24 protein-coding genes and 1 pseudogene are annotated in these 25,204 nt (G+C 44.3%); 5 read left to right on the forward strand and 20 right to left on the reverse strand.

All coding sequences use genetic code 11. The features are described 5' to 3' along the window. From JL57_RS29295 to mutT, 4 genes are all read right to left on the reverse strand, one after another. Nucleotides 1–308: recombinase family protein (locus JL57_RS29295; protein ID WP_034145418.1), on the reverse strand; the 308-nt coding region annotated here is incomplete at its 3' end. 96 nt (nt 309–404) lie between these two features. Next, the gene (locus JL57_RS35895; RefSeq protein WP_291300734.1) at nt 405–533 is read right to left on the reverse strand and encodes a hypothetical protein; all 129 of its coding nucleotides are present in this window, start codon (nt 531–533) and stop codon (nt 405–407) included. Nucleotides 534–755: 222 nt separating this feature from the next. Beyond that, complete coding sequence (locus tag JL57_RS29300; RefSeq protein ID WP_034145419.1) at nt 756–1,394, reverse strand: HDIG domain-containing metalloprotein; 639 nt, start codon at nt 1,392–1,394, stop codon at nt 756–758. A gap of 152 nt (nt 1,395–1,546) precedes the next feature. Next, nucleotides 1,547–1,942 carry an 8-oxo-dGTP diphosphatase MutT gene (mutT, locus tag JL57_RS29305; protein ID WP_034145420.1) on the reverse strand — a complete coding sequence of 132 codons (396 nt, stop codon included), beginning with the start codon at nt 1,940–1,942 and terminating at the stop codon, nt 1,547–1,549. A gap of 353 nt (nt 1,943–2,295) precedes the next feature. Here mutT and JL57_RS29310 point away from each other — a divergent pair, with 353 nt between their 5' ends. From JL57_RS29310 to JL57_RS29320, 3 genes are read left to right on the forward strand one after another with little or no spacing between them, the layout of a single operon-like run. Beyond that, nucleotides 2,296–2,925: a YeeE/YedE thiosulfate transporter family protein gene (locus JL57_RS29310; RefSeq protein ID WP_034145421.1), complete on the forward strand. Its 630-nt coding sequence runs from the start codon at nt 2,296–2,298 to the stop codon at nt 2,923–2,925. 10 nt (nt 2,926–2,935) lie between these two features. After that, nucleotides 2,936–3,166, forward strand: coding sequence for a sulfurtransferase TusA family protein (locus JL57_RS29315; RefSeq protein ID WP_034145422.1), 231 nt, complete (start codon nt 2,936–2,938; stop codon nt 3,164–3,166). A gap of 15 nt (nt 3,167–3,181) precedes the next feature. Then, nucleotides 3,182–3,673 (forward strand): YeeE/YedE thiosulfate transporter family protein, encoded by a 492-nt coding sequence (locus JL57_RS29320; protein ID WP_034145423.1) that lies wholly within the window; start codon nt 3,182–3,184, stop codon nt 3,671–3,673. A gap of 45 nt (nt 3,674–3,718) precedes the next feature. On the opposite strand, the gene JL57_RS29325 is transcribed toward JL57_RS29320, so the two are convergent. The 10 genes from JL57_RS29325 to JL57_RS35910 form a co-directional block, all read right to left on the reverse strand. Beyond that, nucleotides 3,719–4,618, reverse strand: a complete 900-nt coding sequence (locus JL57_RS29325) for a selenium metabolism-associated LysR family transcriptional regulator (protein ID WP_034145424.1) — start codon at nt 4,616–4,618, stop codon at nt 3,719–3,721. 103 nt (nt 4,619–4,721) lie between these two features. Next, on the reverse strand, nt 4,722–6,191 hold the full coding sequence (locus tag JL57_RS29330; protein WP_045691694.1) for a cytochrome c3 family protein: 1,470 nt from the start codon (nt 6,189–6,191) through the stop codon (nt 4,722–4,724). A gap of 16 nt (nt 6,192–6,207) precedes the next feature. After that, nucleotides 6,208–6,621, reverse strand: a complete 414-nt coding sequence (locus JL57_RS35900; RefSeq protein WP_291300735.1) for a hypothetical protein — start codon at nt 6,619–6,621, stop codon at nt 6,208–6,210. A gap of 70 nt (nt 6,622–6,691) precedes the next feature. Next, complete coding sequence (locus tag JL57_RS29340) at nt 6,692–7,318, reverse strand: cytochrome b N-terminal domain-containing protein (protein ID WP_034145433.1); 627 nt, start codon at nt 7,316–7,318, stop codon at nt 6,692–6,694. 107 nt (nt 7,319–7,425) lie between these two features. Then, on the reverse strand, nt 7,426–7,854 hold the full coding sequence (locus JL57_RS35905; RefSeq protein WP_291300736.1) for a ubiquinol-cytochrome c reductase iron-sulfur subunit: 429 nt from the start codon (nt 7,852–7,854) through the stop codon (nt 7,426–7,428). A gap of 132 nt (nt 7,855–7,986) precedes the next feature. Next, nucleotides 7,987–8,901 (reverse strand): NrfD/PsrC family molybdoenzyme membrane anchor subunit, encoded by a 915-nt coding sequence (gene nrfD, locus JL57_RS29350; RefSeq protein ID WP_034145425.1) that lies wholly within the window; start codon nt 8,899–8,901, stop codon nt 7,987–7,989. A 1-nt stretch (nt 8,902) separates the two neighbouring features. Beyond that, the gene (locus JL57_RS29355) at nt 8,903–9,466 is read right to left on the reverse strand and encodes a 4Fe-4S dicluster domain-containing protein (RefSeq protein WP_291300737.1); all 564 of its coding nucleotides are present in this window, start codon (nt 9,464–9,466) and stop codon (nt 8,903–8,905) included. After that, entirely contained in the window at nt 9,459–10,040 is a 582-nt protein-coding gene (locus JL57_RS29360; protein ID WP_034145426.1) for a molecular chaperone, read from the reverse strand. Before JL57_RS29360 ends, JL57_RS29355 begins: the two co-directional genes overlap by 8 nt. Next, a complete protein-coding gene (phsA, locus tag JL57_RS29365; RefSeq protein ID WP_034145427.1) occupies nt 10,040–12,286 on the reverse strand; it encodes a thiosulfate reductase PhsA in 2,247 nt (748 codons plus the stop codon). Before phsA ends, JL57_RS29360 begins: the two co-directional genes overlap by 1 nt. A 58-nt stretch (nt 12,287–12,344) precedes the next feature. Beyond that, nucleotides 12,345–12,965 carry a rhodanese-like domain-containing protein gene (locus tag JL57_RS35910; RefSeq protein WP_291300738.1) on the reverse strand — a complete coding sequence of 207 codons (621 nt, stop codon included), beginning with the start codon at nt 12,963–12,965 and terminating at the stop codon, nt 12,345–12,347. Between the two features lie 376 nt (nt 12,966–13,341). Between JL57_RS35910 and JL57_RS29375 the strand changes: the two genes are divergently transcribed. Further along, the gene (locus JL57_RS29375; protein WP_034145428.1) at nt 13,342–14,343 is read left to right on the forward strand and encodes a rhodanese-like domain-containing protein; all 1,002 of its coding nucleotides are present in this window, start codon (nt 13,342–13,344) and stop codon (nt 14,341–14,343) included. A gap of 267 nt (nt 14,344–14,610) precedes the next feature. Next, the gene (locus JL57_RS35915) at nt 14,611–14,784 is read left to right on the forward strand and encodes a DUF3787 domain-containing protein (RefSeq protein WP_291300739.1); all 174 of its coding nucleotides are present in this window, start codon (nt 14,611–14,613) and stop codon (nt 14,782–14,784) included. A 152-nt stretch (nt 14,785–14,936) separates the two neighbouring features. On the opposite strand, the gene nifJ is transcribed toward JL57_RS35915, so the two are convergent. From nifJ to JL57_RS29405, 6 genes and pseudogenes are all read right to left on the reverse strand, one after another. Continuing rightward, complete coding sequence (nifJ, locus tag JL57_RS29380) at nt 14,937–18,464, reverse strand: pyruvate:ferredoxin (flavodoxin) oxidoreductase (protein WP_034145429.1); 3,528 nt, start codon at nt 18,462–18,464, stop codon at nt 14,937–14,939. Nucleotides 18,465–18,681: 217 nt separating this feature from the next. Next, nucleotides 18,682–21,768: an efflux RND transporter permease subunit gene (locus JL57_RS29385; RefSeq protein ID WP_291300740.1), complete on the reverse strand. Its 3,087-nt coding sequence runs from the start codon at nt 21,766–21,768 to the stop codon at nt 18,682–18,684. Further along, nucleotides 21,765–22,850: an efflux RND transporter periplasmic adaptor subunit gene (locus JL57_RS29390; protein WP_034141772.1), complete on the reverse strand. Its 1,086-nt coding sequence runs from the start codon at nt 22,848–22,850 to the stop codon at nt 21,765–21,767. The genes JL57_RS29385 and JL57_RS29390 overlap by 4 nt, the downstream gene beginning before the upstream one ends. 17 nt (nt 22,851–22,867) lie before the next feature. Continuing rightward, the gene (locus JL57_RS29395) at nt 22,868–23,419 is read right to left on the reverse strand and encodes a TetR/AcrR family transcriptional regulator (RefSeq protein WP_034141773.1); all 552 of its coding nucleotides are present in this window, start codon (nt 23,417–23,419) and stop codon (nt 22,868–22,870) included. A gap of 316 nt (nt 23,420–23,735) precedes the next feature. Then, nucleotides 23,736–23,978: pseudogene (locus JL57_RS35920) on the reverse strand (DUF3102 domain-containing protein); the annotation flags it as partial. 351 nt (nt 23,979–24,329) lie between these two features. Continuing rightward, on the reverse strand, nt 24,330–25,204 hold an 875-nt coding region (locus tag JL57_RS29405; protein ID WP_291300741.1), incomplete at its 5' end, for an ATP-binding protein.

Consider the following 25,204-nt stretch of genomic DNA (forward strand, 5'->3'; position numbering starts at 1 on the left):
ACATTAACAACTGTGTACTGCTTATCTATGCAATATTGGACCAATCGTTCCCTCTGCCTCAGAAGATTACCGCTTTCTTGTTGTTTTTTAGTTGAAACCCGACAATAGATAGACGCGTTTTTCTTTACGGATTGCACTACCTCCACAGAATTAACAATAGCTTCAATATCTTCACTCCTGTAGCGACGATGATTTCCAAAGGTCCTCACAGGTTTAAGTTTACCTGATGCATCCCACCGCCGCAGAGTAATCATCGTTACCCCTAACCGATGAGCCGCTTCACTTATATCTATTAAATTGCTCGCCATTGCATTCACCTCTACTATATTATAACACAAGCAGTGGCAATTTATAGTATATTTGATTAGCAATGATAATATTTGTATAAGATTGTAGCAACTGGTTTAACCTCCTTCCAACTTAAATTCCGTCATTAAAGTATGACTTCCAAAAACAAGCGTTTTACGCTTAATACCTTCAATTACATCGATATAGCCGTCTTTTGATACTATACAAACGAATTTTTGTTTCATATGCTCGCATCCCTTCCATTATTTCCGTTACTAATGCCCTGCCGATACCGCAACCCTAGCCTAGGCAATCCTATCCCAGACCCTCTGTTGACAGTTTCCACACCTTTTGATTTCCTTCTAAGAATCCTTCATTTTATCAATTTGTAACTCGCCCTGACCGATGAGGTAATGAATCCTAGACCGCAAATGAATTCAACCCACCATTCAGGTGGGTTGAATTCATTAATGATGAAGGGAATTCTTGTTCTTTACATATTTATTGCACTTCTCTAAAAAAGTTAAGATGCTTTTTTCCTCTTCGAGCTTTTTATCTAGGGTCATATTTCCTCTTCCTAACCTATCGCATAACCCAAGGAGTGCTACCTCCTCGATGGGGACCTCAGAAACCATCCTTCCGACATCAGCAAAAGGCAACCCCATCGTTACAAAGAGTATTTGCATATGCCACCTGACCAGTTTTGAAACTTGGGTTATAAACTCGTCATCAGCCGTGAAATCCTTAAGAAATTTAACGGCAAGCCTCTCTCCCAATTTATCATGGTCATATGAGGTTATTCTCCCTTTTGTAATCTTCGTTGCGGAGGCCTTGCCGAGATCATGGAGCAAAGCCGACCACATGAGCACCTTTGGATTTTGGCTGAGATGTTTCCTTTCCCCAGCATTATCAAGAACTAACATCGTGTGGTTCCAGACTGAACCTTCTGGATGATGTTTAGGAGATTGTGGTACCTTCATTAAGTCACCTAGTAACGTGTAAGGGTATTCTTCTTCATATATTCCCGTTTTTACCAATCCGTTAAAGTAGTTGGAAGGTTTAACGTCATTCATTAGATGAGCATCGAATTCAAGAAATCTGTCCATGTTAAGTTACTCCGATTTTTTAATAGTTTAATAGTTTGGGCTTAGGTTTTCCTAAAACCCGAATTAAATGCACACGTCGTCCCAAGCTCCCTTTATCGCCTGTGCCACTTCCTAGAAGCATTTTCCCAATTAGGTAATGATAGTTCGGGCTGCTAAAACCTCTCTATCATGACTGCCTTTAACTTTTCCACAAGTGGAATATCTGCCTGGGCAAAGTCATATAAGTCTAACTCATGGTGATTAACCCAAGCAATCTGGCTGTGCACTTTCAACGTCAAGGCTCCTGAAATCCACCTGCACCAAAAGGCCATCAATTTGATGGTTCCATTATGATATTCGTAGATACTTTCACCGAAGAACTCAGAAACATCGATCTCAACATCCAGTTCTTCTTTGATTTCTCGTTTTAAGCATTCCTGAGGAGTCTCTCCGGGTTCCGTTTTACCACCCGGAAACTCCCACTTGCCTGCTAAATTTTCCCCAGGTGCCCTTTGCGCAATCAAGACTTGGTTATCTTTTACAATGATTGCTGCTGTTACTTCCTTCATAGTCTCATCCTTTAGTTCTAAGCGTTAGCTCAGAATTATCTTTTAAGCCCCGATTTAGTAAAGCAGTCCTTCAATCCTAATATTCTTTGATATTAAGGATATTAGCCACCTGTGCGTCAACATTAAGTTCTTCTCTTACTTCCCGTTTTATGCATTCTTTAGAGTCTCTTAGCCACCTAGAAATAGGTTAATAATCAAAAATTAAGCTAGAGAAACTCGTGGGACTATTCTTAAATCCAAGGTTTTTTCTCCTTTTCGACTATTTGATAAAGGAATTTTACGGTCACAGTCGAATAAAGAAGTGATAGTGTTATCCTGAAGTAATTGTTAAACTATAAGAAGAGGAGAGCTAGATGGAGAATAGTACTTTTCATTCCCAACGGAAATGGAACATCGGATTTATTCTATTTCTCACCTTGTTAATTGCTCTTCTTTCTCAAATAAGTATCCGTCTAACGCTACTCCTGACTCTAGGAATAGCTTTAGGTTTTGTCTTACAAAAGTCCCGCTTTTGTCTTGTGTCTGCTGTGCGTGATCCAATCTTAATCGGTATGACCCAACTCACTCGAGCCTTTCTGTTGCTTTTGGGGATTAGTATTCTTGGCTTTGCACTGGTTTCCTGGGGAGCTGAGCAGAGAAATATCCCGTTGAGCCTTAATGTTTTCCCCTTAGGCGTGCATACCCTTGTCGGTGGTCTGTTGTTCGGGATAGGAATGGTGTTGGCTGGCGGCTGTTCGACGGGAATTATAATCCGTATTGGGGAAGGTTTTGCCATGCAATTAGTGGCTTTTTTCGGTTTAGTTGTCGGCTCTGTTATAGGAGAGCGATCGGTGATAAACTGGAGAAACGCCTTTGGTGAATGGCCGGGGATCTTCTTGCCGGATATGTTTGGTTGGGTTCCAACCCTTATTCTGGAGATAATTGCCTTATCCGCCTTATGGCAGTTGGCTAGATGGTGGCAAAAAAAACAATTAGGAGAATAGGTGAACGACTATGACTCGTTTTGCACTTGATATATGGGGAGAAATGTGTCCAATTCCCCTGATTAAAGCTAAAAAAAAGTTGTTGTCCATGCAATGCGGTGATATTTTGGTCCTTGAGACTGAACACAGTTGTACCTCAAGGGGTATTGTCGTTTGGGCAAAAGCCAATCGATATATTATTGAAGAGAAAGAAGTGGCGAATGGAATATGGCGCCTTGAACTGACGAAAACGCATGATTAGAGAGAGTGTGAAGCGATGAGAAAGACTTTAGAGACAATCATCCATGGTCCTTGGGCTTATTGGATAGGGGCGATTATTTTAGGTCTGCTCAATATACTTGTGCTAATCGTGAGGGGTCAACCATGGGGAGTTACTTTAAACATTGAAATTTGGGCGGAATGGATCGGTACTAATCTTGGTATTCTTACTGACCGAGGCTTTACATTTGAGGAATTAATGGCTGCCTCGGGAACCTATTTGAACTTCGGGTTGTTGCTGGGTGCTTTTTGGGCAACCTTGGTCGCTTCGCAGGTTCGCTTTCGGCCCATTCGTGATAAAAAGTTCTTTTTTTCTGCTTTAATCGGTGGACTGCTCATGGGATACGGAGCACGAATTGCTTATGGTTGCAATGTAGGCGCCCTGTTGAACGGAATTGCTTCTAGTTCTCTGACCGGATGGATTTTCGCAATCGCAGTCTTTTTGGGAGCTTGGCTAGGGTCAAAACTTCTCCTAAAATATTTAATGTAAAGACACAGCTCACGCTGTCTCTTTACATTTGTACTATGCTAACAGTTAACACAGACAGCTTTCTTCAGGATTGGTGAGGAATTTAATAAACAGCTTTGCCTTAGTCGTAAGTGGGCGATTATTCGGATAAACAATATTAAAGATAAGAGGCATATCCATATCGATAATTCTGAGAACTTTAAGAGTCCCCGTGTAAGCTTCTTTGCGAACCGCCAGTAACGGCATAACCGATCCACCTAACCCAGCCTCAACGGCAGATTTGATGGCATAGATATTCTTCATCTCGGTAATCACGTTCAGCTGATTCACCGAATAGCCATGCCGGGCTAAAGCCGTTGCCAAAATCTTTCGTGTGCCTGATCCGTCCTCTCGCATAATTAGCGGATGTTTCAAGAAGTCTTGCAGGGATATAACATCTTTAACGGGATGCTGGGGAGGGACAATCAGCACTAATTCGTCCGAAGTAACATGCAGGGATTTAAGTGTAGAAGACTCTGTATCTCCTTCCACAACCCCGATATCAACGACATCCGACATAACCATACTCAGAACCTCTTCAGCATTGGCGATATTTAAACAAAGTTCGACCTCTGGATATTGTTCTTTAAACAAATAGATCGAGCAAGGAAGAGAGACATTTCCAATGGTAGTACTTGCCCCAACCACGACTTGATTGTTTTCATGCTTGAAGACAGTTTCGATATGCTGTTCCATTTCGTCTTGAAGGTCAAGGATTTTTTGGGCATAGTTATAAAAGACTTCGCCAGCCTTGGTCAGCGTCACCCCCTGTGGAGTCCGGGCAAACAATTGCCCTTGGTAGAATTCTTCTAAGTTTTTAACGTGTGTGCTAACGGCCGGTTGGCTCATATGCAACAATTTCGCTGCTTTAGAAAAACTTTGCTGGCGCGTTACCATGCAAAAGATCTTGAGTTGGTTACTATCCAATCTAATTTCACCATCCTCTAAGTTTCTAAGGATATTAAGCATATATTAATATTGTATAGCCAAGCACTTGAGAATTCAATCACTTTAACCTTCGTTGACGTGTTCACTCTCCCCCCGAGGAAGGTTTATCCTTCGACACATCATGGCATTTATGGCAATCATCGGAAGACTGTTTATCCGGGTCCTGGCGGCATTGACTGTCTAGAACCTGTGGAATTAGATATTTTTCTCCATTCGTTTTACGGTAACTGAACCATTTACCATCTTCCTGACGGACGTAAGCTAATTCCTCGCCCTTGGCCGTCTTCAGAACCACATCCCCCATTTCGAGAGGGGGAAAGACTGGATTGATGCGGGCTTCCACCCAAGCCATGTCGGATTTGTCCGTTATTTTCCACTCAATAGGCTTACTAAGCGTACTTCCATGGCAATCCCGACATTGGATTTTCAACGCATTCCATTCAGAGTAGTACATCTCCCCATCTCCCATGGTCTCCTGGCGGGTATGGCAGTCTATGCAGTCCAAATTGACTTCACATTTAGTAAAGACCAATCCCGGGGAATAGACATTCTGCCATCGGGTCTCCAAGCTCTCCTTGTCCGGGGGTGGGGAAGCCTTAACCCGCTCTATATCAGGGCGAGGAATAAAATCCATCGTATCGACTTTATAATCCCCCTGATTATGACATTGATTACACTGAGTGTAGGGAATTTGCACGGTCAGAGAGTGGGATATCCCATAACCTGGCTTTGACTTGGGGATCGTAACATCCTTTCCCTCATAGGTGTGCTGTGAATTACTTAGCACATGACAGCTCTCACACCCGTTGGCCTGGACTTCTTGCCCCGGTAGTTCTCCCCCAGTCAGGTGGCAAACGGCCAAACAGTTCTGCTGGAATTTCGGCTCTTCCCCACGATGGTTAAAAGGGGCTGGAAAATCAGCAGCGGTCTCCCCAGGTTTCAGCAGCACCCGTGGCGGGATGTCCAGCCCGTGCATATACCTGGTCATAGAGAGTTCCCCCCCTTTACTGGCCATTAAGGCAGTGGTCAGTAAATCCACCTGATTATCAGCCTCTTGCCGATTTCCACTATGACATTGTCCAACTTCCGAAGTACCTCCACAACTTAAGCGGGCCACCTCAAACTGACCAGGGTGTCCCCCGCCATACATCCCCTCATGGGCAGTCTGCTCATCCACGGACAAGGCATTCCCACCGTGACAAACTGTACACCCCAGACTATCCCTGGGATGAGATGCTGAAATTTCTTCAATCCCCATATGACAAGTGGTGCAACGTTCAAGGCGACCGTTTGATAAACGTATCTCCTGCAGAGCTGGCTTCTTAACCTGCCACTCTGTAATTTCCTGTTCTAATTTCTTTACTTGCTCTTCCCCTTCCCCTTGAGCTGTAGACATAGCCCCCTGAAGTTCTTCAATCTGCGCTTTATAATATTTTGTTTGCCAGTCCTGCCAAGGGGAAGAGCGAAAGGAATCGACCGCTAAGGAAACCATAGCGAAGCAAAAGATAATTGCTAACCCCAAAAGTACTATTAAGTGCGATCCCTTGGTCATGCTGGAAAATCCTCCTTCACCCCATAAACATATATAAGAAAGTTAATCCTACCCAAACCGAACTCAGGATCAGGAAAATTATCCAAGCCCTCCTCTTGCCCACTTTTTGTCCCCACCAAGGCAGGGTTAAGAGCATTGCCATAGACAGCAGAGGTAGAACCCACCCGCTTAGCCACGCCGGGTACCGTTGTAACAACCATTGGATTGCGCCAAATACCCAGGGGGCTTTGGATATGCTTACCCCTGCAGCCTTTGGCGAGCTATCCAAAGGGACTTTCAGGCCAGCAGTTAACGCAAATAAAAGGCCCAACCAAAGAAAAGTGCCAATGTATTCTCTCACCTGCAACTCAATCAAGGGTACTTTTTCCTGACGTTCGCTGTACTCAACTTTTTCTGGTATTTGAAGCCCGTCGCTTTCTATTGGGTCCATGTATTCTCACCTCACATCCACAAGGCGCTCTTTTATTACCCTAAGCTCTTCTCCGAATACAGAGGTTTCCTTACAAAGGTCCAACCCCTCCGCCTCGCCGGATCCGCCAAAAATGAAACATCTGCAAAAATCCAGCTGCACCCGGCAAAATAAAAACATGCCAGACAAACATATTTAAGGTACTGCCGTTGAGAGGCGAAGGTTGGCCAAAAAAAACAGTTGCCAAAGCTTGCCCCCCGGGTAAGGAGGTGAACAGAGCTTGGCCAACGGTTGCCGCGGCCCCGCTTTCTTGCCCCCCACGAAGCAGATAACCGGAATAATCTAAGATCACTGTCAAGCCAAAAAGCACTACCCCCGTAATCCAATTAAGCTCCCGTAAAGGGCGATAAGCCCTCGACCATACCACCCGCACCATATGCAGAAAAACACTGATCACCATCATCTGGCCTGCCCAGAAATGTAAGGATCGGGTAAATCCCCCGTAAGGCAGCACGGAATCTATCTCACTTAGCGAAGCAAAAGCCCGATCTCCAGGCTGGTAATAGAACAAGAGTAACACACCGGTGATCGTTAATACTATAAAGGCCAAAAAGGAAAACCCGCCTAAACAGAATGTGGCTCTCAAACGAAGAGCACCCGCCTTTATTTGGCGGGGACGAATATGTCCCGTAAAGGAATTGTTTCTTTGCTTTCCCATCGAATTCTCCCTATCCACCTCACTCAGAATTGCCTGCTGTCTCATTTTGTCTACCATATAAGACCAGCTGCCTGGGCGTCAGCTAAATACTACAGTCATCTTTCCTTCTATACTGCTGTTTGGTGCAAACGATAAAAACCGTCTTCCTCCTTCACTTCCGCCCGCACCAAGGGACTCGCCGCCGGGCCTGATAAAGGCTGACCATCCCTGTTGAAGCGGCTACCATGGCAGGGGCAAAGCCACTGATCCTGTTCCGGGTCGTAGCTCACCTCACACCCCAAATGAGTACAACTGGCCCACATCGCTTCCGGTTCATCCTTTCCTTGCCGCAGCCAAAAGCGGGTTTGGCCAAGTCGCTGCCAATTAATATTTAAGGGCATCTCACTACTGGCGATTCTGGCCTCGGCTAGCAGGTTTTCTTTAGCTCTTAAATAGCGACTGACAGGGTATAGACAACCTAATCCCAGCACTAACAACGTTTTTCGCCCCAGGCTTAAGAATTGGCGCCTGCTATAGAGTGACCGATCAATCGTCAAAAGGTCCACCCCTCTTTTTCTCTTTACTTTTTACTTATTGCAGTGAAATCATGCCTTTAATTCTAAAAGAAAACGAGCTCTAAGCCCGTTTAAGTAAGAATGGAATATAATATTAGCTAACCTGAAAAGACTTTAAAACAGCTGTCCAGTATACACAACGAAATAGCGCAAACTCAATCCCCCAATGACTACCATCCCGCAAACTGGTAAAATCACATTTTTGTGCTTTGTGATACCATAGAATGATAAAAACAAGGGTACTAATAATCCTACACCAACAACGCCTAACCAGAACAGGGCAGCCATACTTCCACTAAAGAAAATAGGGTCAACGGATAGATAAAGAATGGAGATTAAAACTATCTCGAGCATAATTAGAACCATATCAACCTTTTTATAGGCTGTTAGATCCCCGCAGTTAAACGCTCCAATCAAGGTTGCCGCCAAGCCAGTCGAAGCAGCAGACACTAAAAATAGAATCGGCAAGAATGGAACCGCCTCAATACCAAGAAAAGGTGTGTACCAGAAGTTATTGGTGGTAACCGCGGATAATAAGAAACCAGTGTAGGTCGCAGTCCCAATCGAAAATAACACTCCCAAGACTGCTACAGGTTTACGAAAGGCTTGAAGACCCTTCCCTACAGAAGTAGCGGTTACCTCTGAGTTAGCAGACGTAACCTTTAACTGTTTTTGTGCTGCAGCACTCGACCAGACAAGATACCCATAAACAACTGACAAGGCTGTGAAGCCCGAAACGATAAAGACGCCGATGGACATGACCGAGCCCATATTCACATTCAGAAGAAGTTTCCAAAAACTCAATGGACGTCCTAAGTCAACAACTAATAACCCCAAACCGACGATAATACTGACGACAGCAATATAGGCCCCGGACCGAATTACCTTTGGAAACTGCTTTTTGCTGAAAAGGTCCGTCAAAGTAGCCGTTAAGAATGCTCCGCAGGCAATCCCGGCCAGGAATAAATAGACTGCAATCAATCCGCCCCAAGCGACTTCATTAACAGTAACACCCCATATTACATCCACCTTACTTCACCACCCCTTCATAAATGTAATAAACACCCGGCTGAGTACCTAACTCAGGTTTGCGAACTTCTCCTTTGTGCTTTGCCAAGAACTGAGAGGCTTGACTAAGTGGATCATTAAGGTCGCCAAAGATTAAAGCACTCCCGACACAGGTTGAAACACAAGCTGGTTTTTCGCCTTGAGAAACCTTTGTTTCGTAACAGAAGGTGCATTTGTCCACAGCACCTGTTTTCTTGTTGAGAAAACGCGCATCATAGGGGCAGGCAGTCATACAGTACAGACAACCAACACACTTGTCCTCATCGACTAAGACCACTCCGTCTTCATTGTAATAAGAAGCATTGGTCGGACAAACACTAACACAGGGTGCCTTCTGACACATTTGACAGGCCTCTTTAATAAAAAACAGCGAAACATTAGGATAGGTCCCCTTTAGCCCATCTGCGGGAGTTCTGGTTCTGAACTTTCCATCGGGTACATTATTTTGGAACTTACAAGCGACTGTACAAGCCTGACAGCCGATACACTTGGCAAGGTTGATGATCATGGTATACTTTTTAGCCAACAAAATCACCCTCTTTCTGTGAATTAAACTGTTTGACTTCAAGAATTGTGGCCACCTCAGAGTAAACCGGGCGATCAGAATCCTTAATTCTTGGTAAAATACTTTCTAAAAAAGGAGTTAAATGCTTTTTTAGAAACTCCATTAATGATTCAGCCTGCCCATCACTAGCTAGCAAGGCACAGAACTCTAATTCAACCGCTAAATGGTCAGGAAGTTCTCCACTTTTTTCTCCCATAACATACCCACAATTTGCATAGAATTGTTGAACATTAAACGCCTCTTTGCCGAGCACTAAACCATCTTCCCCGCTATAAACAGAGGCATAAGGGGAGGCTTCAACTGCCCCAGTTTCGAAAAGTGGAATGTAGTGTTCCCATAAAGCATTGAGCCTCTCTTCCCCGGTTGGAAATTGCTGACAGAAGGCTTTCAATTTCTGAAGCGGTTCATCTATTTCCGGAATTACTTCAGACCAGAGATCCACTAACTCTTCTAAATGATCGGAGACCTCTTGATTAGGTCGGTGAAAAACAGCTGCAAAAGACAAATATAGTTCCGCAAGCACGCTCTTATCCATTAGGCTTTCCGAACCGTTACAAACGTGGTCGAGGTAACGGTGTTGCCAACTTCCCCAATTTCATTAAGGATTACGTGATTACCATTGATACCCTTACCAAAGGCTCTCTTAAGTTCGGGTGAGATTCGTCCAAAGCCGTGATAACAGAAAACCGTATCCGGCCGAATTCCTTCGGTCATTTTCAAGATACCCTTATGCTCATAATTATCAGAAGAAATTACAATCTTATCTCCATCGTTCAAGCCGAGTTTTGTACAGCTCACTGGATTCATCCACAATGAATTAGTGGGCATTAACTCGTTCAAGATTGGGACATTCGCCGTTCCTGCGTTGGTGTGGACAGCTACTTTACCCTGGACGAACCGGAACTTTCCTTCTTCTGGTTGAGGATGACTGACATAGTTCGGAACACCTTGTTTTGTTGCTTCTTCCACATCTGTAGAGAATATTTCAATCTTTTTACTATGATTTGTCAAAACATTATCTAAGGATGCTTTAGCATCGTTGGCTCGAACATAGAAGGGTTTCATCCCTGGGGGAGTCCAAACTCCGATTTCCTTCATTTTCTCTAAGCTTAAACCCGTAGGAGCGAGTTGCTGGGTCATAAAGTCTTCCATATCCTTAAATTCAAAATAGTCGCCAATGCCCATCTTTTCACCAAGTTCTTTATAAATCTGCCAGTATGGTTTTGTATCCGGATAAACAAGGGGTACAACAGCTTGTCTGATCACATATTTAGGAGTTAAGCCCGACATATCAAATATTGGCTCAGAGCGTTCTAAATAGGTACATTCCGGTAACACGACATCTGAAAAATAGGCCGTGTCAGTCATATAGACATCACAGGTTACCAAAAGGTCGAGTTTTTTGAACCCCTCTAAAACCCTCGGACTTTCAGTGAGCGATATATAGGGATTAAATCGATGGACAAGCCAGGCCCGGATAGGGTATGGCTCTTCAGTTAAGATACTCTCTACAATTTTACCCACAGCCCCATCATAAGCGGGAATGATTTGACCTGGTGTGCCTTTGACACCTGTGCCATCAATTCGCCCTTTGGAAGCCTTGGGGAAACTCGGTTGTTTTATAGTCCCTAACCCTTTGGCGTAAGCGGCTTGATCAGGGAAATCTTTCAAGAAATTTGCCGGTTTAGTTTTGTAATATCCCCCCGGAACTTCTAAGTTGCCAATCATCATATTGACGATCATAATTGCCCGGCGCAGTTGATAGTCATTGGGTGTATAAGCCGTTCGCCAGCCAAAGTCTAAGATTGCTTGAGGTTTTGCAGCAGCAAACTCTCTGGTTATCTGAATGATTTTGTCTTTGGAAATTCCAGTCTCTTGCTCTGCCCATTCCGGAGTTTTATCCTTAACCTCTTCGGCCCATTTCTCAAAGCCCTGTGTGTACTGGGAGATAAAGGTTTGATCATAGAGATTTTCCTGAATCATGATATTGGCCATGGCCATGACAAAGGCCAAATCAGTGGTGCCTTTAATCGGAAGCCATTCTCCTTTGGAGGCAGTAACACTAAAACGGGGATCGAGCACTACCAATTTAGCCCCATTGCTTAGCGCTTTAGAAACAGCTCTGGTCTGAGCAACGTGAATTCCCTCAAACCAGTTTCGACCAATGGAGATAAGATACTTGGCATTGGCGTAATCGGCTTGAATCGCTTCATTCCCAAAGGTTGTGTCTAAGGCTACGGAACGAGTCATTGGACAAGTTGCCTCATGAGAAAACACATTAGGAGAACCCAAAGCTCTACCAATCGACCGGAAAAACCAATCATGAGGGCCTTTACGACTAGCCAAGGCGATTGCTTCCCCGCCGTATTGATCCTTGACGTTATATAATTTATCCGCTATATAGGTGTATGCTTCATCCCAACTTACTTCTTTAAATTTGCCTGCTCCTCGTTCACCAGTACGAATCATCGGTTTCTTAATCCGTTGGGGGTCATAAAGCAGGGACGGACCGGCATTTCCTCTAGCACAGATTGAGCCACCGAAAGCCGCATCCTCCGGATGCCCATCAATTTTAAAGACTTTCCCGTCTTTGACTTTGACGGCAATTGGGCACTGGTTTCGACACATTTCACAGGAAGAAAAAACAGATGTTTCAAGTTCCTTACTTGTAGCCTCAGCTTTGAGCGAGTCCAGTTTATTGAAGGTACCGAATCCACCCACCAGCGCCATGGTAGCGCCTGTTCCATAAAGTGCACCCTTTAAGAAATTTCTTCGTTTCATAGTTTTCCCTCCACTCATCACAACATCATAACCTTGATAATTTCTAAACCTAAATAGTCTAACAGCCGCCTACCATTTCCTGAACCTCAGGCTTCGCTGCTCCAGCATTGCCACCACCATTATTTGAGTCACTACTAACATCAGTATCAGCACTGCTACTGCCCGCTGAGCTGACGATTCCTCTCCACTGCAACATGCCTCCAGTTAAGACTTTGATCTTGGTTTGGTCATAGCCGTTCTTGACCAGAAGATGGTATGCTGACTGTGCGCGGCTACCGTTAAGGTCGATTAAGACAATCTCTTTGTCCTTACTAATCTGGGCAAGATTCTTCTCCAGATTACCCAAAGGTCTATTAATTGCCATCTTGATATGCCCAGTGGCATATTCTCTGGCTTCCCGTACGTCTATTAACTGCCACCCTTTATTAGCCTCTAGAGCTGCTTCCAAATCATCGACCGATAGGTTGGCTGTAGACGGTATCATATCGGCGGGGACGCCTTGGACCGGTTGAGTGGCATTCTGGTTAACGTTAGCCTGCGACGGAGCTTGCCCCTTGTCAACGGTGCCCACCGTTGATGAGCTATTGCAGCCGACTAAAAAAGTCATGCTAAACCCTAATAACAATAGATAGACAACTCTCAAACCCATGGATCTCCTTGACATCGACTTAACTTTCAAAGTTCTCGCCCTCCCCTTAAAATAAAAAATTCACAAGTCTGATTATGATGATTTCTTCAATCAACGTTAAAAAACTCTATATATATTATTCTTCAAGTGATATATTTATCCTGCCATTATTGCTTAATCCTCTCATTCTTTAATATTATAAGCATATAACAAAAAATTATAGGCTATAATTAAGTTTTAATAAAGCAACCTTTTAAAATTTATATGAAATATTATCCTATCGTTTAATCTTATAGACTTATAACAAAGATTTATAGGCTTAGATTAGTTGTGATAAAGGTTTTTTTCACATGATCGTAGAATATTTAAGCTAAATGACATATTCTAAAAAACTTAGAATATAGTTCAACTTGAAAGGATGATTAATATGTTAAAAAGAAAATTAACTCCCATCTTGTCCCTCCTCCTGATTTCTGGCCTTCTTGCTACTGGTTGTGGTCAAGCAGCACAGCCCGCTACCACTCCACCGGCAGCTCCACCAGTAACAGCCGTACCTACTCCTGCAGAAGACCCCGCAAAGGTAATCAAAGGAGCTGTTGAAACTTATTTCAATGCTATGGGCTCCACTGTGAAAAATTCCTATAAGATTGCTGAGAAGGATTTAAAGGACGAGCTCGACAAAAACCCAGATAAATACGTAGTATTAGATGTTCGTAAAGCAGATGCTTATGCACAAGGTCATATCAAGGGAGCCATTAACGTCCCTTATGGCCCAGAAATTGCTAAGAACCTCGATAGCATTCGTGCAATCGCCAAGGACAAAACCTTAATCGTTGCTTGCTATACCGGACAGACCGCTGGTCAAACAGATTCACTTCTCAACGTTGCCGGAATCAAGACCCTCTCCTTAAACTCGGGTATGGGTGGCAGTAGTACTGCAGGCTTTGAGACCAGAGGTTGGTTAGGACAGAAGTATCCGACTGTGACAGAAGCGACTGCGATGCCGACTGTTCCTGCTATTGCTAGTAAGAGCAAAGCAATTGACGAGGCAGTTCAGAAGTATTTTTATGAAATGCCGAAAGATTCCTATAAGATTGATCTTCCGGTTATGAAAGAGGCTCTAGCTAAAGAGGCTGACAAATACTACATTGTTGATGTTCGCACAGCAGTAGATTACGCCAAAGGCCATATTAAAGGCGCAGTAAACGTTCCCTACGGTCCTGACGTCGCTAAAAACCTCGATTCGATCAAAGAAAAAAGCCAAGGCAAAACTGTTGTAGTCTATTGTTATACCGGCCAAACAGCTGGACAGACCGACTCCTTGCTTAATATCGCTGGCATCCCCACCAAGAGTCTGAATTACGGCTTCGGAATGGCTGGCTTTAGCAAAGGGTGGAGCTCTGACAAATCTTACGAAGTTGTCCAATAACTTCTTAAGAACAGCAGAAATAGAACACCTTTAATAAAACGAGAGAAGAGATGGCTAAGCCATCTCTTCTTTCGTTTTATTAATCACTGCAGACTCTCTAACTAACTTCATTTTCTTATCCAGCTTTGAACGATTCAAAACTCTCTAATTATTCTGCTACATCTTTATAATTTGTTTTTTCAGGTAAAGTATCTTGATTCCCCTTTAAACCAATTATAGAATTAAAAACTGGGAATAATAAGACTGAATCTTAAAGGAGGTCTTGCAATGACTGAAAATAAATCCAAAGAAAAGTTCGTAGCAAACCCTATTGAAAGGCATGACACGGCTGCTTGGCGAGGAAATATCGAAAGTGTTAAACCCCAATCGAAGGTTCCTATCCCTAGCGAAGAATCCGTCCAGAATGCCAAGGAATGGGTAGACACAAATTCCTTGTCCTAAAAAAACCTAAAACTAAACAGGATGACTCCCCGAACCACAGTGGCCGGGAGTCATTCCTGTTTTTTTAACTGTACGACTAAAAGGCATGTCAAATCAAGCTGATTGACATGCCTTTTAGTCATGTTAGTAGTTTGACACCCTTAGAGAGTTTATCAGTATTGCATTTCTGCGTAACGCTTTAAGGTCTGATATTTCTCACGAGCGTGCCCCTCTGCTGCATCGAACATTTCTTGAGCGACATCTGGGAATATGGTTAGGAGCGAAGAATACCGGATTTCCCCTTTTATGAAATCTTGGAAAGAAGCAGTCGGTTCTTTGGAATCGAGAACAAACGGATTCTTACCTTGCTCTTTAAGACGAGGGTCATGTCTCCAGAGATGCCAATACCCTGATTCTACAGCTTTTTTCTGTTGTAAGATACTTGTGCCCATGCCGGATTTTATCCCGTGGTTCACACAAGTAGCATAAGCAATGATGATCGACGGCCCAGGATAGCTTTCTGCTTCAGCAATCGCTTTAATCGTTTGATTCATATTAGCCCCCATGGCAATTTGAGCAACATAGACATAGCCATAGGTCGTCGCCATCAGTCCGAGATCCTTTTTACGTACTTTCTTCCCTGCTGCGGCAAATTTTGCGATAGCTGCCGTCTGGGTTGCCTTGGAGGCTTGTCCCCCAGTATTAGAGTAAACCTCAGTGTCCATCACCAGGATATTTACATCATCCCCACTCGCCATGACATGATCTATTCCATTATAACCAATATCATAGGCAAAACCATCTCCACCAAAAATCCAAACAGAGGGTTTGATGAGATAATCCTTCTTCTCCTTGATTTCGCTAAGAATCGGATTGCCAGAGACATCTTCGTTGTTCAGTGCTTCCAGTACCCGCAACCCTGCTCTCTTGGATCCTTCCCCATCCTCCAAGTTGTCCAGCCATTCCCGGAAACTCTCTTTAAGGTTTTCGCCGAGAGAACTCTCCAAGCCTTGTTGCATCAGCTGGACTATTTTAGCTCGAATTTGCTTTGCACCAAGATATATGCCATAGCCGAACTCAGCATTATCCTCAAAAAGCGGACTCATCCAGGCTGGTCCTTTCCCTTCTGCATTAACCGTATAGGGAATCGAGGGAGCGCTGCCGCCCCAGATTGAGGAACATCCTGTAGCATTGGCAATAACCATACGGTCACCATACAACTGGGTAATAAGCCTTGCATAGGGTGTCTCACCACAGCCAGGGCAAGCACCATTGAATTCAAGCAGCGGCTGGGCAAATTGACTTCCTTTTAAGGTCTTAACATCCATGAGATGGCGTTTTTCGGTAACATTTTTAATGGCATATTCCCAGTTTTCTGATTCCATTTCAATCTCATGGTCGGCGGGTTTCATGATAATTGCTTTACCTGGTGCGGGACAAACATCGGCACAGTTTCCACAACCCGTACAATCCAGCGGTGTGACCTGAATACGATAGTGGTAACCTTCAAGGGCTTTGCCGATGGGTTTCTTCGTTTTGAAGGTATCTGGAGCTTTTTCAAGCTCGCTATCCTCCAAGAGGAAAGCCCGAATGGTGGCATGGGGACAAACATAGGCACACTGATTACATTGAATACATTTATCGATTTGCCATTCGGGTACATAAACTGCAATTCCCCGCTTTTCATACCGCGTTGTGCTTAACGGGAAAGTACCATCCTCAACACCTACAAAAGCACTGGTCGGCAGGTCTTCTCCTTCATGACGGGCCATAGGACGTTGAATATTCTTAATAAAGTCTGGCTCACCCTTAATGGGCATATCTTCATCAGGAACCTCAGCCCAAGCAGCAGGAACCTCCACTTTATGTAAGGCGTCAATGCCTCCATCGACAGCCTTATGATTCATCTCAACAATATTGGACCCCTTCTTGCCATAGACTTTCTGGATAGAGTCTTTCAGATATTGAATAGCATCTTCGAGAGGGATTACCTTAGCTAATTTAAAGAAAGCAGCCTGCATGACCATATTGATGCGTCCGCCAAGCCCAATTTCTCTGGCAATGGAAATAGCATCTATGATATAGAAATTGATCTTATTTTTAGCAACATAACGTTTAAGGAAGGCTGGCAAATGATTTTCTAGTTCATCTGCTCGCCACGGACAGTTGAGAACAAAGGTTCCTCCTTTTTTCAGACCCCTAAGGATATCATAGTGATAGATAAACGACTTATTATGGCAAGCAATATAATCCGCATCAAACACCAGATACGATGATTTGATAGGTTGCTTGCCAAAGCGCAGGTGTGAGATTGTCGTTCCACCGGATTTTTTGCTATCGTATTCAAAGTAACCCTGAACATTAAGGTCAGTATTATCTCCAATGATTTTTATAGCGCTTTTATTTGCGCCGACCGTACCATCAGAGCCAAGTCCCCAGAACTTACAGCGGATTGTTCCTTCTGTCGATGTGTCAACAGTCTCTTCTATAGGTAAGGAAGTGTGGCTCACATCATCGATTATCCCTATCGTAAAGCGATCCTTAGGCTGAGCCTTCTTCAAGTTCTGATAAGCAGCAAGAATCTGTGAGGGAGTAGTGTCTCTTGAGCCTAGACCATAGCGTCCCCCTACGATCATTGGTTTTGAAGTTTCATGGTTAAAGATTTGTAATACATCAAGGTACAGAGGCTCACCGGTAGATCCCGGTTCCTTGGTTCGGTCTAGAACCGCGATTTTCTTTACGGATTTTGGTAAGACGTCAAAGAAGTATTTTTTGGCAAATGGCCGATAGAGGTGGACTTTAATGAGCCCGACTTTTTCCCCTCTTTGGGCCATAAAGTCGATGGTTTCCTCAATGGTGTTACAGACGGAACCCATAGCTACAAGGATGTCTTCGGCCTCGGGGTCACCATAATACTGGAAGGGATGGTACTCGCGACCCGTTAATTTCTTGATTTCTTTGAAATAATCTTCGACGATGTCTGGAACTGCATCGAAGAAGGGGTTGGAAACCTCACGTCCTTGAAAATAAATGTCGGGATTTTGGGCAGTCCCTCTGAGGACAGGACGGTTTGGATTTAAAGACCGGTCTCTAAATTCCTGAATCTTGTCAAAGTCGACAAGTTTAGCAATTTCGTCATAACTTGTCGTCTCGATTTTTTGAACTTCATGGGAGGTTCTGAACCCATCAAAGAAATGCAATACTGGAACCCGGGACTTAATCGCTGCCAGATGAGCCACAAAACCTAAGTCCATCGCTTCTTGAACATCGTTCGAGCAAATCATAGTAAAACCTGTTTGACGAGCAGCATTAATATCTTGATGATCGCCAAAAATTGATAAAGCATGGGTTGCTAAAGCCCTGGCAGTGACATGGAATACGGCCGGCACTAGATTTCCAACCAATTTATACATTTCAGGAATCATCAGAAGTAAGCCTTGGGAAGCCGTATAGGTTGTGGTTAGGGCTCCGGCTTGGAGGGAACCGTGTAAAGCGGCCGAAGCACCGGACTCGGATTGCATCTCAACAACTCTAACCGGTTGGTCAAATAAATTCTTTTTGCCATGGGCTGCCCATTCGTCAACGCCCTCGGCCATGGGAGAAGAGGGCGTAATTGGGAAGATGGTTGCAACCTCAGTCAGAGCATAAGATGCTTCAGCTGCGGCCTGATTCCCATCCATTGTTTTCATTTTCTTAGCCACATTAAGAACCTCCTAAAAACCTTTAATCTAAAGTTTAAATTAGTATTTGTTACTGGAGGACTCTCATACATATTTTTGAAGTAAAAAACAATAATTTTCATAAAAAAGTATTAAAATATTATAAAACTCCTAGACTTTTTAAATCTAGGAGTTTTATAAAGGAGGAATTTATAGTGCCATCGCAAAAGTTCCACACACAATCACCTGTTTAAGGTTACTACATTGTCAGACTATTAACTTCAGTGGCAAGTTTTCCATCCTTAAACCAAAGGCTATAGATTACCGGAATGATCACAAGGGTTAGTAAGGTTGAGACTGTTAATCCGCACATAATTGCTACTGACAAGGGTTCGAACAGGTCACTGCCGGAGAGAGCTAAGGGAACCAGACCGATGACCGTTGTCATGGAACTCAGGAAAATGGGCCGGTAGCGTTTACTGACAGCGTCGAAGCAGGCATCCCTAACTGTCATGCCCTCTTGACGAGCTCTGTTGATATATTCAATTAAAAGAATGGCATTTTTAATCACCACTCCCATTAGGCTGACGACCCCGACCATCGCTGTAAAGGAAAGAGGTTGGCCGAAAGCTAACAGGCCGATAATCACCCCGAAGAGTGAGAGTGGTATCGTGATAAAAATGACGAAAGGCTGCCAGAAGGAGCGAAACTGGAGCATGAGAATGAGATAGATGGCAAAGAGGGCAAATAGAGCAGCAGTGCCCAGATCGCCAAAATTATCACTGATATCTTTCGCTTCCCCTTTGTAAGTGAGACTGACCCCTTTTAACTCCTCCGGGTTTTGGGCGAGGATTTGTTTAAGGTTGTTTTCAATCGCAATGGCACTGTGACCGGGTTTAACCTGGGAGGAGACGGTAATCGCCAGCTCCCGGTCGTATTTGCGGATCGTGGGAATAGAGGCTTCCAGGTTAAGGGTGGCTAGCTGTTTGAGTAGGGCTTTCTGGCCGGAGAGGGAAGATTTGATGGCCAGGTTTTCCAAGGCCTCTTTGGAGTGAATATCACTGGTGACTAGGATAGGGTATTCATTGCCGGCTTTGTGGAAAACCGTCGCTTCCGCTCCTTTTAATGCAATATTGATCTGGCGCTCAATGTCATAGTTAGTGATACCCAATTGGGAAGCTTTGTCATGGTCGACATTGACGGTAAATTGGTATTCGGCACTGTCCAGGTCGTCATTCACATTCAAAGTGCCAGGGATCCCGGCCAGTTGATCATGGATATAGTTGACAGCTTTGGTCAGGGCCTGCTGATCATTACTGTTGACTTGAACTCCTATAGGGGTTCCTGGGAAGGCCTTTTCCAGCAATTCTGCTCGGGCTGTTCCCCCGATCAAGCTTTTGTCCAACAGTTCTTGCATATAGACCGCCATTTCCTGGTTGGATTTAAACCTGCCGCCCTTGGATAAGTCCACTTTCAGCAGAACTTGCGCAAAATCTTGAGCCTGAGAGGATTTGGCTACAGTTAAATAAAATTTGGGAAGTCCTTCCCCTACAGAGGTGGTATAATCCAAGACTTCTTGCTGGGCAGAGACCAGCTTTTCCACCTGCTGAGCCACTCGGTCTGTATTATCCAGGTCAGCTGAGGTTTCGGCATGGATATCAATATAAAACAAATTGACGTCCGCTTTGGGGAAAAACATCACCGGCAACCTTAAGGCTAAGAGCACAGTAAGGGCCAGTAAGGAGAGGGATAAAAGAAGGGTCAGTTTCTTATACTTCATGCCGATCCTTAGGAAGCCTTGGTAGAAGCTTTTCACAGGGGATCGCTGATGAACTTTTCCCGGTTTGAGTTGATCAAAAAAGATATAAGCCAGGACCGGGGTAACAAAGATAGCAACTATAAACGAGGCAGCGACAGCCAAAATCACGACCTGAGGCAAGGCACGCAGGAACTCTCCCGCCGGACCGGGTACGAAGAGCATAGGGGTAAAAGCAGCCGCAGTGGTTAATGTCGCCGTGAATACGGGTAGGACAGCCCGCTTGGTACCGAGTACACAGGCGGACATTTTCTCCATCCCTTCGTCGATCAGCACCTGGATCGAATCAATAATCACGATAGCATCATCGATCAACATCCCTAAAGCAATGATCAAGGCCGCGATAGAGATCTCATGCACTCTGATCTGAAGGAGGTACATGGCGCAGAAAGCGATCAGGATGGAGATAGGGACGGCTGCAGAAGCGACAATGGCATTCTTTAGTCCCATACCAAGGAAAACCACCACTAGGACCAGGGCTATTCCTTCGAGGAGGTTTCTAAAGAAGTTAGTCACACTTTCATTGACATTAGCTGGTTGGTAGATGACCTCATCGACGGTTAAGCCGGGAGGCATTTGCTGTTGGAGCTGATTAAGCTTAGTCTGCAAGTCGTGGCCTATGAGAACGATATTCTTATTGTCAGAAAAAAAGGCACTTAACAAAATGGCCTTCTGGCCGTTTTCTCTGATCCGGGTCGTGGAATCTGACAACTGCCAGGACACAGTGGCAATATCCTTTAAATGCACGATTGCTCCGGTAGTTTGGGAGACTGACACGACGGAATTTTCAATGTCCTGAAGGGAGTTAAAACTGCCCGGGATGCTGACATTAATCTTGGTCGTTCCATTACTCAGGGAACCGGCGGGAATATTGACATTTTGGATCTTCAAAGCATTGACAATGTCATCCAAGGATAAGACAAATTGGTTTAGTCGGGCAGTATTGACTTCTACCTGGGCTTCTTTTTTTTGTACCCCATCCACTTCAAAACGGGCTAGGCCGTTGACTTTGCTTAACTCATTTTTATATTGATCAGCGAAGTCGGAAAGCTGTTCATAAGAATACTGCTCACCGGAAAAGCTGAGAATCATGCCGGGAGTACCCGCTAAATCCGTATCAACCTCAATCTTTTGGCATTCCGACGGCAGACTGCTTTGGAGCTCGTCCATAAAGCGGCGCAGATCGATCCAGGCTTTATCCACATCCGCATCATTTTGCAATTCCAAGACGACGATGGAAACGCTATTGCGGGAAAAGGAGGAGGAAGTCTTGTAACCTGGAACTTCGATGGTTTTATCTTCGATGACTTTAGTGACGAGCTTTTCCACATCGGCGGGTTCAGCTCCCGGATAGACTGTCTTAATAATCGCAAAAGGGGCATTTACATTGGGGCTTTCTTGTTTGGGTATGACATAATAACTGTAAAGTCCGAGCAACAGGATCACTAACGTGAAGAAAAGGGTAAATCGGCGATTATGAATGACTTGATAAATCAGACCCTTTTCTTTTTCTTTTTCCTTTTCCATCATTGCCCTCCTGCCGTCTGAGGAATCGTAACTTTCATGCCCTCACTCAGTTCCTTCATGCCGGAGGTGACTAGGTTATCTCCCGAATTAAGTCCTTCAACTCGCACATTAAAGCCCTGACTGTTTTTTAAGCTAATATTCTTTTTCACAGCCCGGTCAGCTTGGACAATAAAAACATAATCCTCGCCGTCATTCATCACTGCAGAGATAGGAATCCAAATGCCTTGCTCGGTACCATTAGCCAGTGAAACATCCGCTGTGGCACCAATAAAATAGGCCTGGGCCGGGATTTCTTTGGTTAATTTAATCTCGGTGTTATAGGTACGAGTCTCGGTATCCGGCACTTGATCGATGCGGGTTACTTCTCCCGTTCCGCTAAAGCTGCCGACTTTGACTTCAACTTGCGTCCCCAGCTTAATCTTCGTGACATCGGTCTGGTTAAGACCGACATTGATCACTTGCTTTTGGCTGCGGACGACGATAACAGGATAGCCAGCGGCTAAATTTTCCCCTTCCTTATAGAGGATATCCGTCACATAGCCCTCCATATCTGCATAAAGCTTCGTATCGTTGAGACTATTTTGTTTGGCTTCCACATCGACTTGAGCCTTCTGGTAAGCAGATTCTTTAACATCCCTATCCAGTTTGGCTTTATCCAGATCAATTTGGGCCATGGCTCCGGCCTTTAAGAGTTCCTGATAATTGGTATATTGGGACTGGGCATCCAGATACACTTGCTCAGCCTGAGAAAGGTTAAGTTGAGAATTGCGCAGGGCTAGGTAATGATCCGTCTGATCCAGGCTGGCGAGCAGTTCACCCTGATGAATAGCCTCTCCTTTGCTTACCTTCAGTTGTGCCAATTTCCCGGGGACTTTAAAACTGTACTTCTTTAATTCACCGGAGCCGATGACGCCTAAGTACTCCAACCTAACCGACTGGGACTGTTCGGTCAGCGCTGAAACCGTTACCGGTCGGGTAATCTCCACCGGGGTGGTGTCAGTCGGCTGAGAACTACAGCCGATTAAGAAGACGGGAAGCAGAAGAAAGGTTATGAAGACAGTAGTCAGCTGTTTGGTTTTTAACATAGTTTAGAAATTCCTCCTCAACGATTTAAGATGCCGTAAAACAAGAGCTTTTTCATTTGTTCTAGAAGTTGGTTAATAGTAATGTCATTAGCATTTAAAAATTGGTCTTCCATGGGTGACAGAACCGTCTTAGTAAACGTCAGCAACATGATGGCCGGATCAATATCATCCCGGATCTCACCTTTGGCGATGCCCTCCTCTAAGACAGTCATAGCCATCTCTTGGCGGAAACGGCGAATTTCTTCGATAGTCTCCTGTTCGGCGGGAAAATAACGCTGCAGTTCATTGAGGACGCGGAAGGGAATGGCTGGATAGGAGTATACGGAAAGGATAGCATTGAGCTTTTCAAGCCAGGTCGTACAGCCCTCGATTTCTTGCAGCACCCGTTGTTTTTCAATTTCAGCAGCTCTTTGTACAATTTCGGAAATCAGGTCGTTTTTGGAGGCAAAGTATTTATAGAGGGTTTTTTTACTCATGCTCAATTCGCCGGTGATGTCATCAAGAGTAAAGCCTCTTAACCCGTATTGTTTAATCAACTCAGTAGCGGTCTGGATAATTCGCTCACGCATGATAGTTCTCCTTAATTTCTTTGATAGGGTGAGTATCACTTTTAGGTTGGCACGGATAAGGTCTCGGAGGAAACTTTGCCAGTATCTTTAGTTTACTTCCGATTGTCTATGGGATCAAGAGGTCGGGGCAAGTCTTTTTTAACATGGACATAATTTTATAATTACCAGCTATGGAGGCTTTTTTACTGGATCACCAGGATCACTACGAGAAAGTGGTGACCTCTTATAATCGGTAATCGCGCTATTCCGAAATATACTAATCTCTCCAATGGAAAAAGGAGTCAACAGATTTTCTCCGTTGGCTCTTCATCTATACATGCTGCAGGATAAATTTCTCCCGCTCATCTTCCGGAATCCCCAGAAGGAGAAGGGCCAGGTAGTAGGTCAAATTCGTCAGCGCTGACGAATTTGACCTCCATGGGGGAGCAAGGCCTTGGCCTCCTTCAGGCGCTTGCCGACCTCCATGGCATTGGTAAGCATGATTTTACAAGTCTGTTGTTTGATCCCTATTAATCTTAGCCGCGATGCCGTTACCATGAGTTTCCAGGACCTTTTTCACTCTATAGGGTGCAGCGGAATAATATTCATAGGTTATTTTATACTCCCCCCGTCGGGGAAGAGAGGCCAAATGGTGCACCGGTGCAACATTTGATTTTAACTCCATGTACACGGTTTTTGACGCCAAAGGCTGTTTTTTCATGCACATATTTATTAAGAAACTACCCGTAAACCCTTGCAAAGTCTTGACTTTTCGATAAATTAGCAAGCCCTACCTAAGAGACCTTATAACGTTAAAATATAAGGTCTTTTAATGCAAAAACACCCACCACTAAAATACGTAGAAGGTGTTAAAGCCTATCTGTTACAGCTGTTAAAATTTTGGCGATTTTTTTGTTCAATTGATTCACCCTTACAACCCTAAACTATCATTGAATAAGAGTTTAATCGTCTCATCAAAAACAACTTTAGCAGCACGCCCTGCTGCGCAATCCATCTCAACAATACTCTGACCTTGATTGATTGCTTGCACAGCATCTGCGTCATAGGGTATTCTTCCTGCACAAGGTAAGTAGAGTTCTTCACAAAAGGACTCAATTTTTTTTGTTTTTTCAATATTAGTGTCGTATTTATTGATGCAAACTGCAATTCTCGTATGGAATTTTTGAGCAGTCTGAACGATTCTTCTCATATCACTAATGCCTGAGATAGTAGGCTCTGCAACTATCAAGACCATATCAACACCTGTAAGAGCGGCAATGACCGGACATCCTATGCCGGGAGATCCATCAATGATTGCTAGCCCCGCATCCTTAGCCGCTGACTTCATCTGCTTTTTCACCTCAGTGACCAGCATCCCCGAGCTGCCGCTCCCCATTTTAAGTTCGGCAGTGGAAAACACGGAATCCTTCAGATACAGCATTAATTCCCCTGCTCTGGCAGGTTTAAAGGATACGGCTCCTACCGGACAAACAGCTTCACAAGTCCCACAACCTTCACAGGCATAGTAATCAACCTTATAATCAAGGTCTGCCTCAATGGCATCGAAACGACAGTTTTGTCTGCACAGGTCACATTGCACACACAACTGGAGATCAATTTCCGCCTTGGGCAACCCATAATAGTCTGATCGTTTGGCTTCCGAAGCCTGATTCATAACCAAATGCAAATTAGGTGCATCCACATCACAATCTGCATATACATTGGCATTTGATAACTTAATAAAAGCACTGGCAATCGTTGTTTTCCCCGTACCGCCCTTGCCACTAAGGATTAGTAACTGTTTCA

Source organism: Desulfosporosinus sp. BICA1-9 (assembly GCF_000802135.1).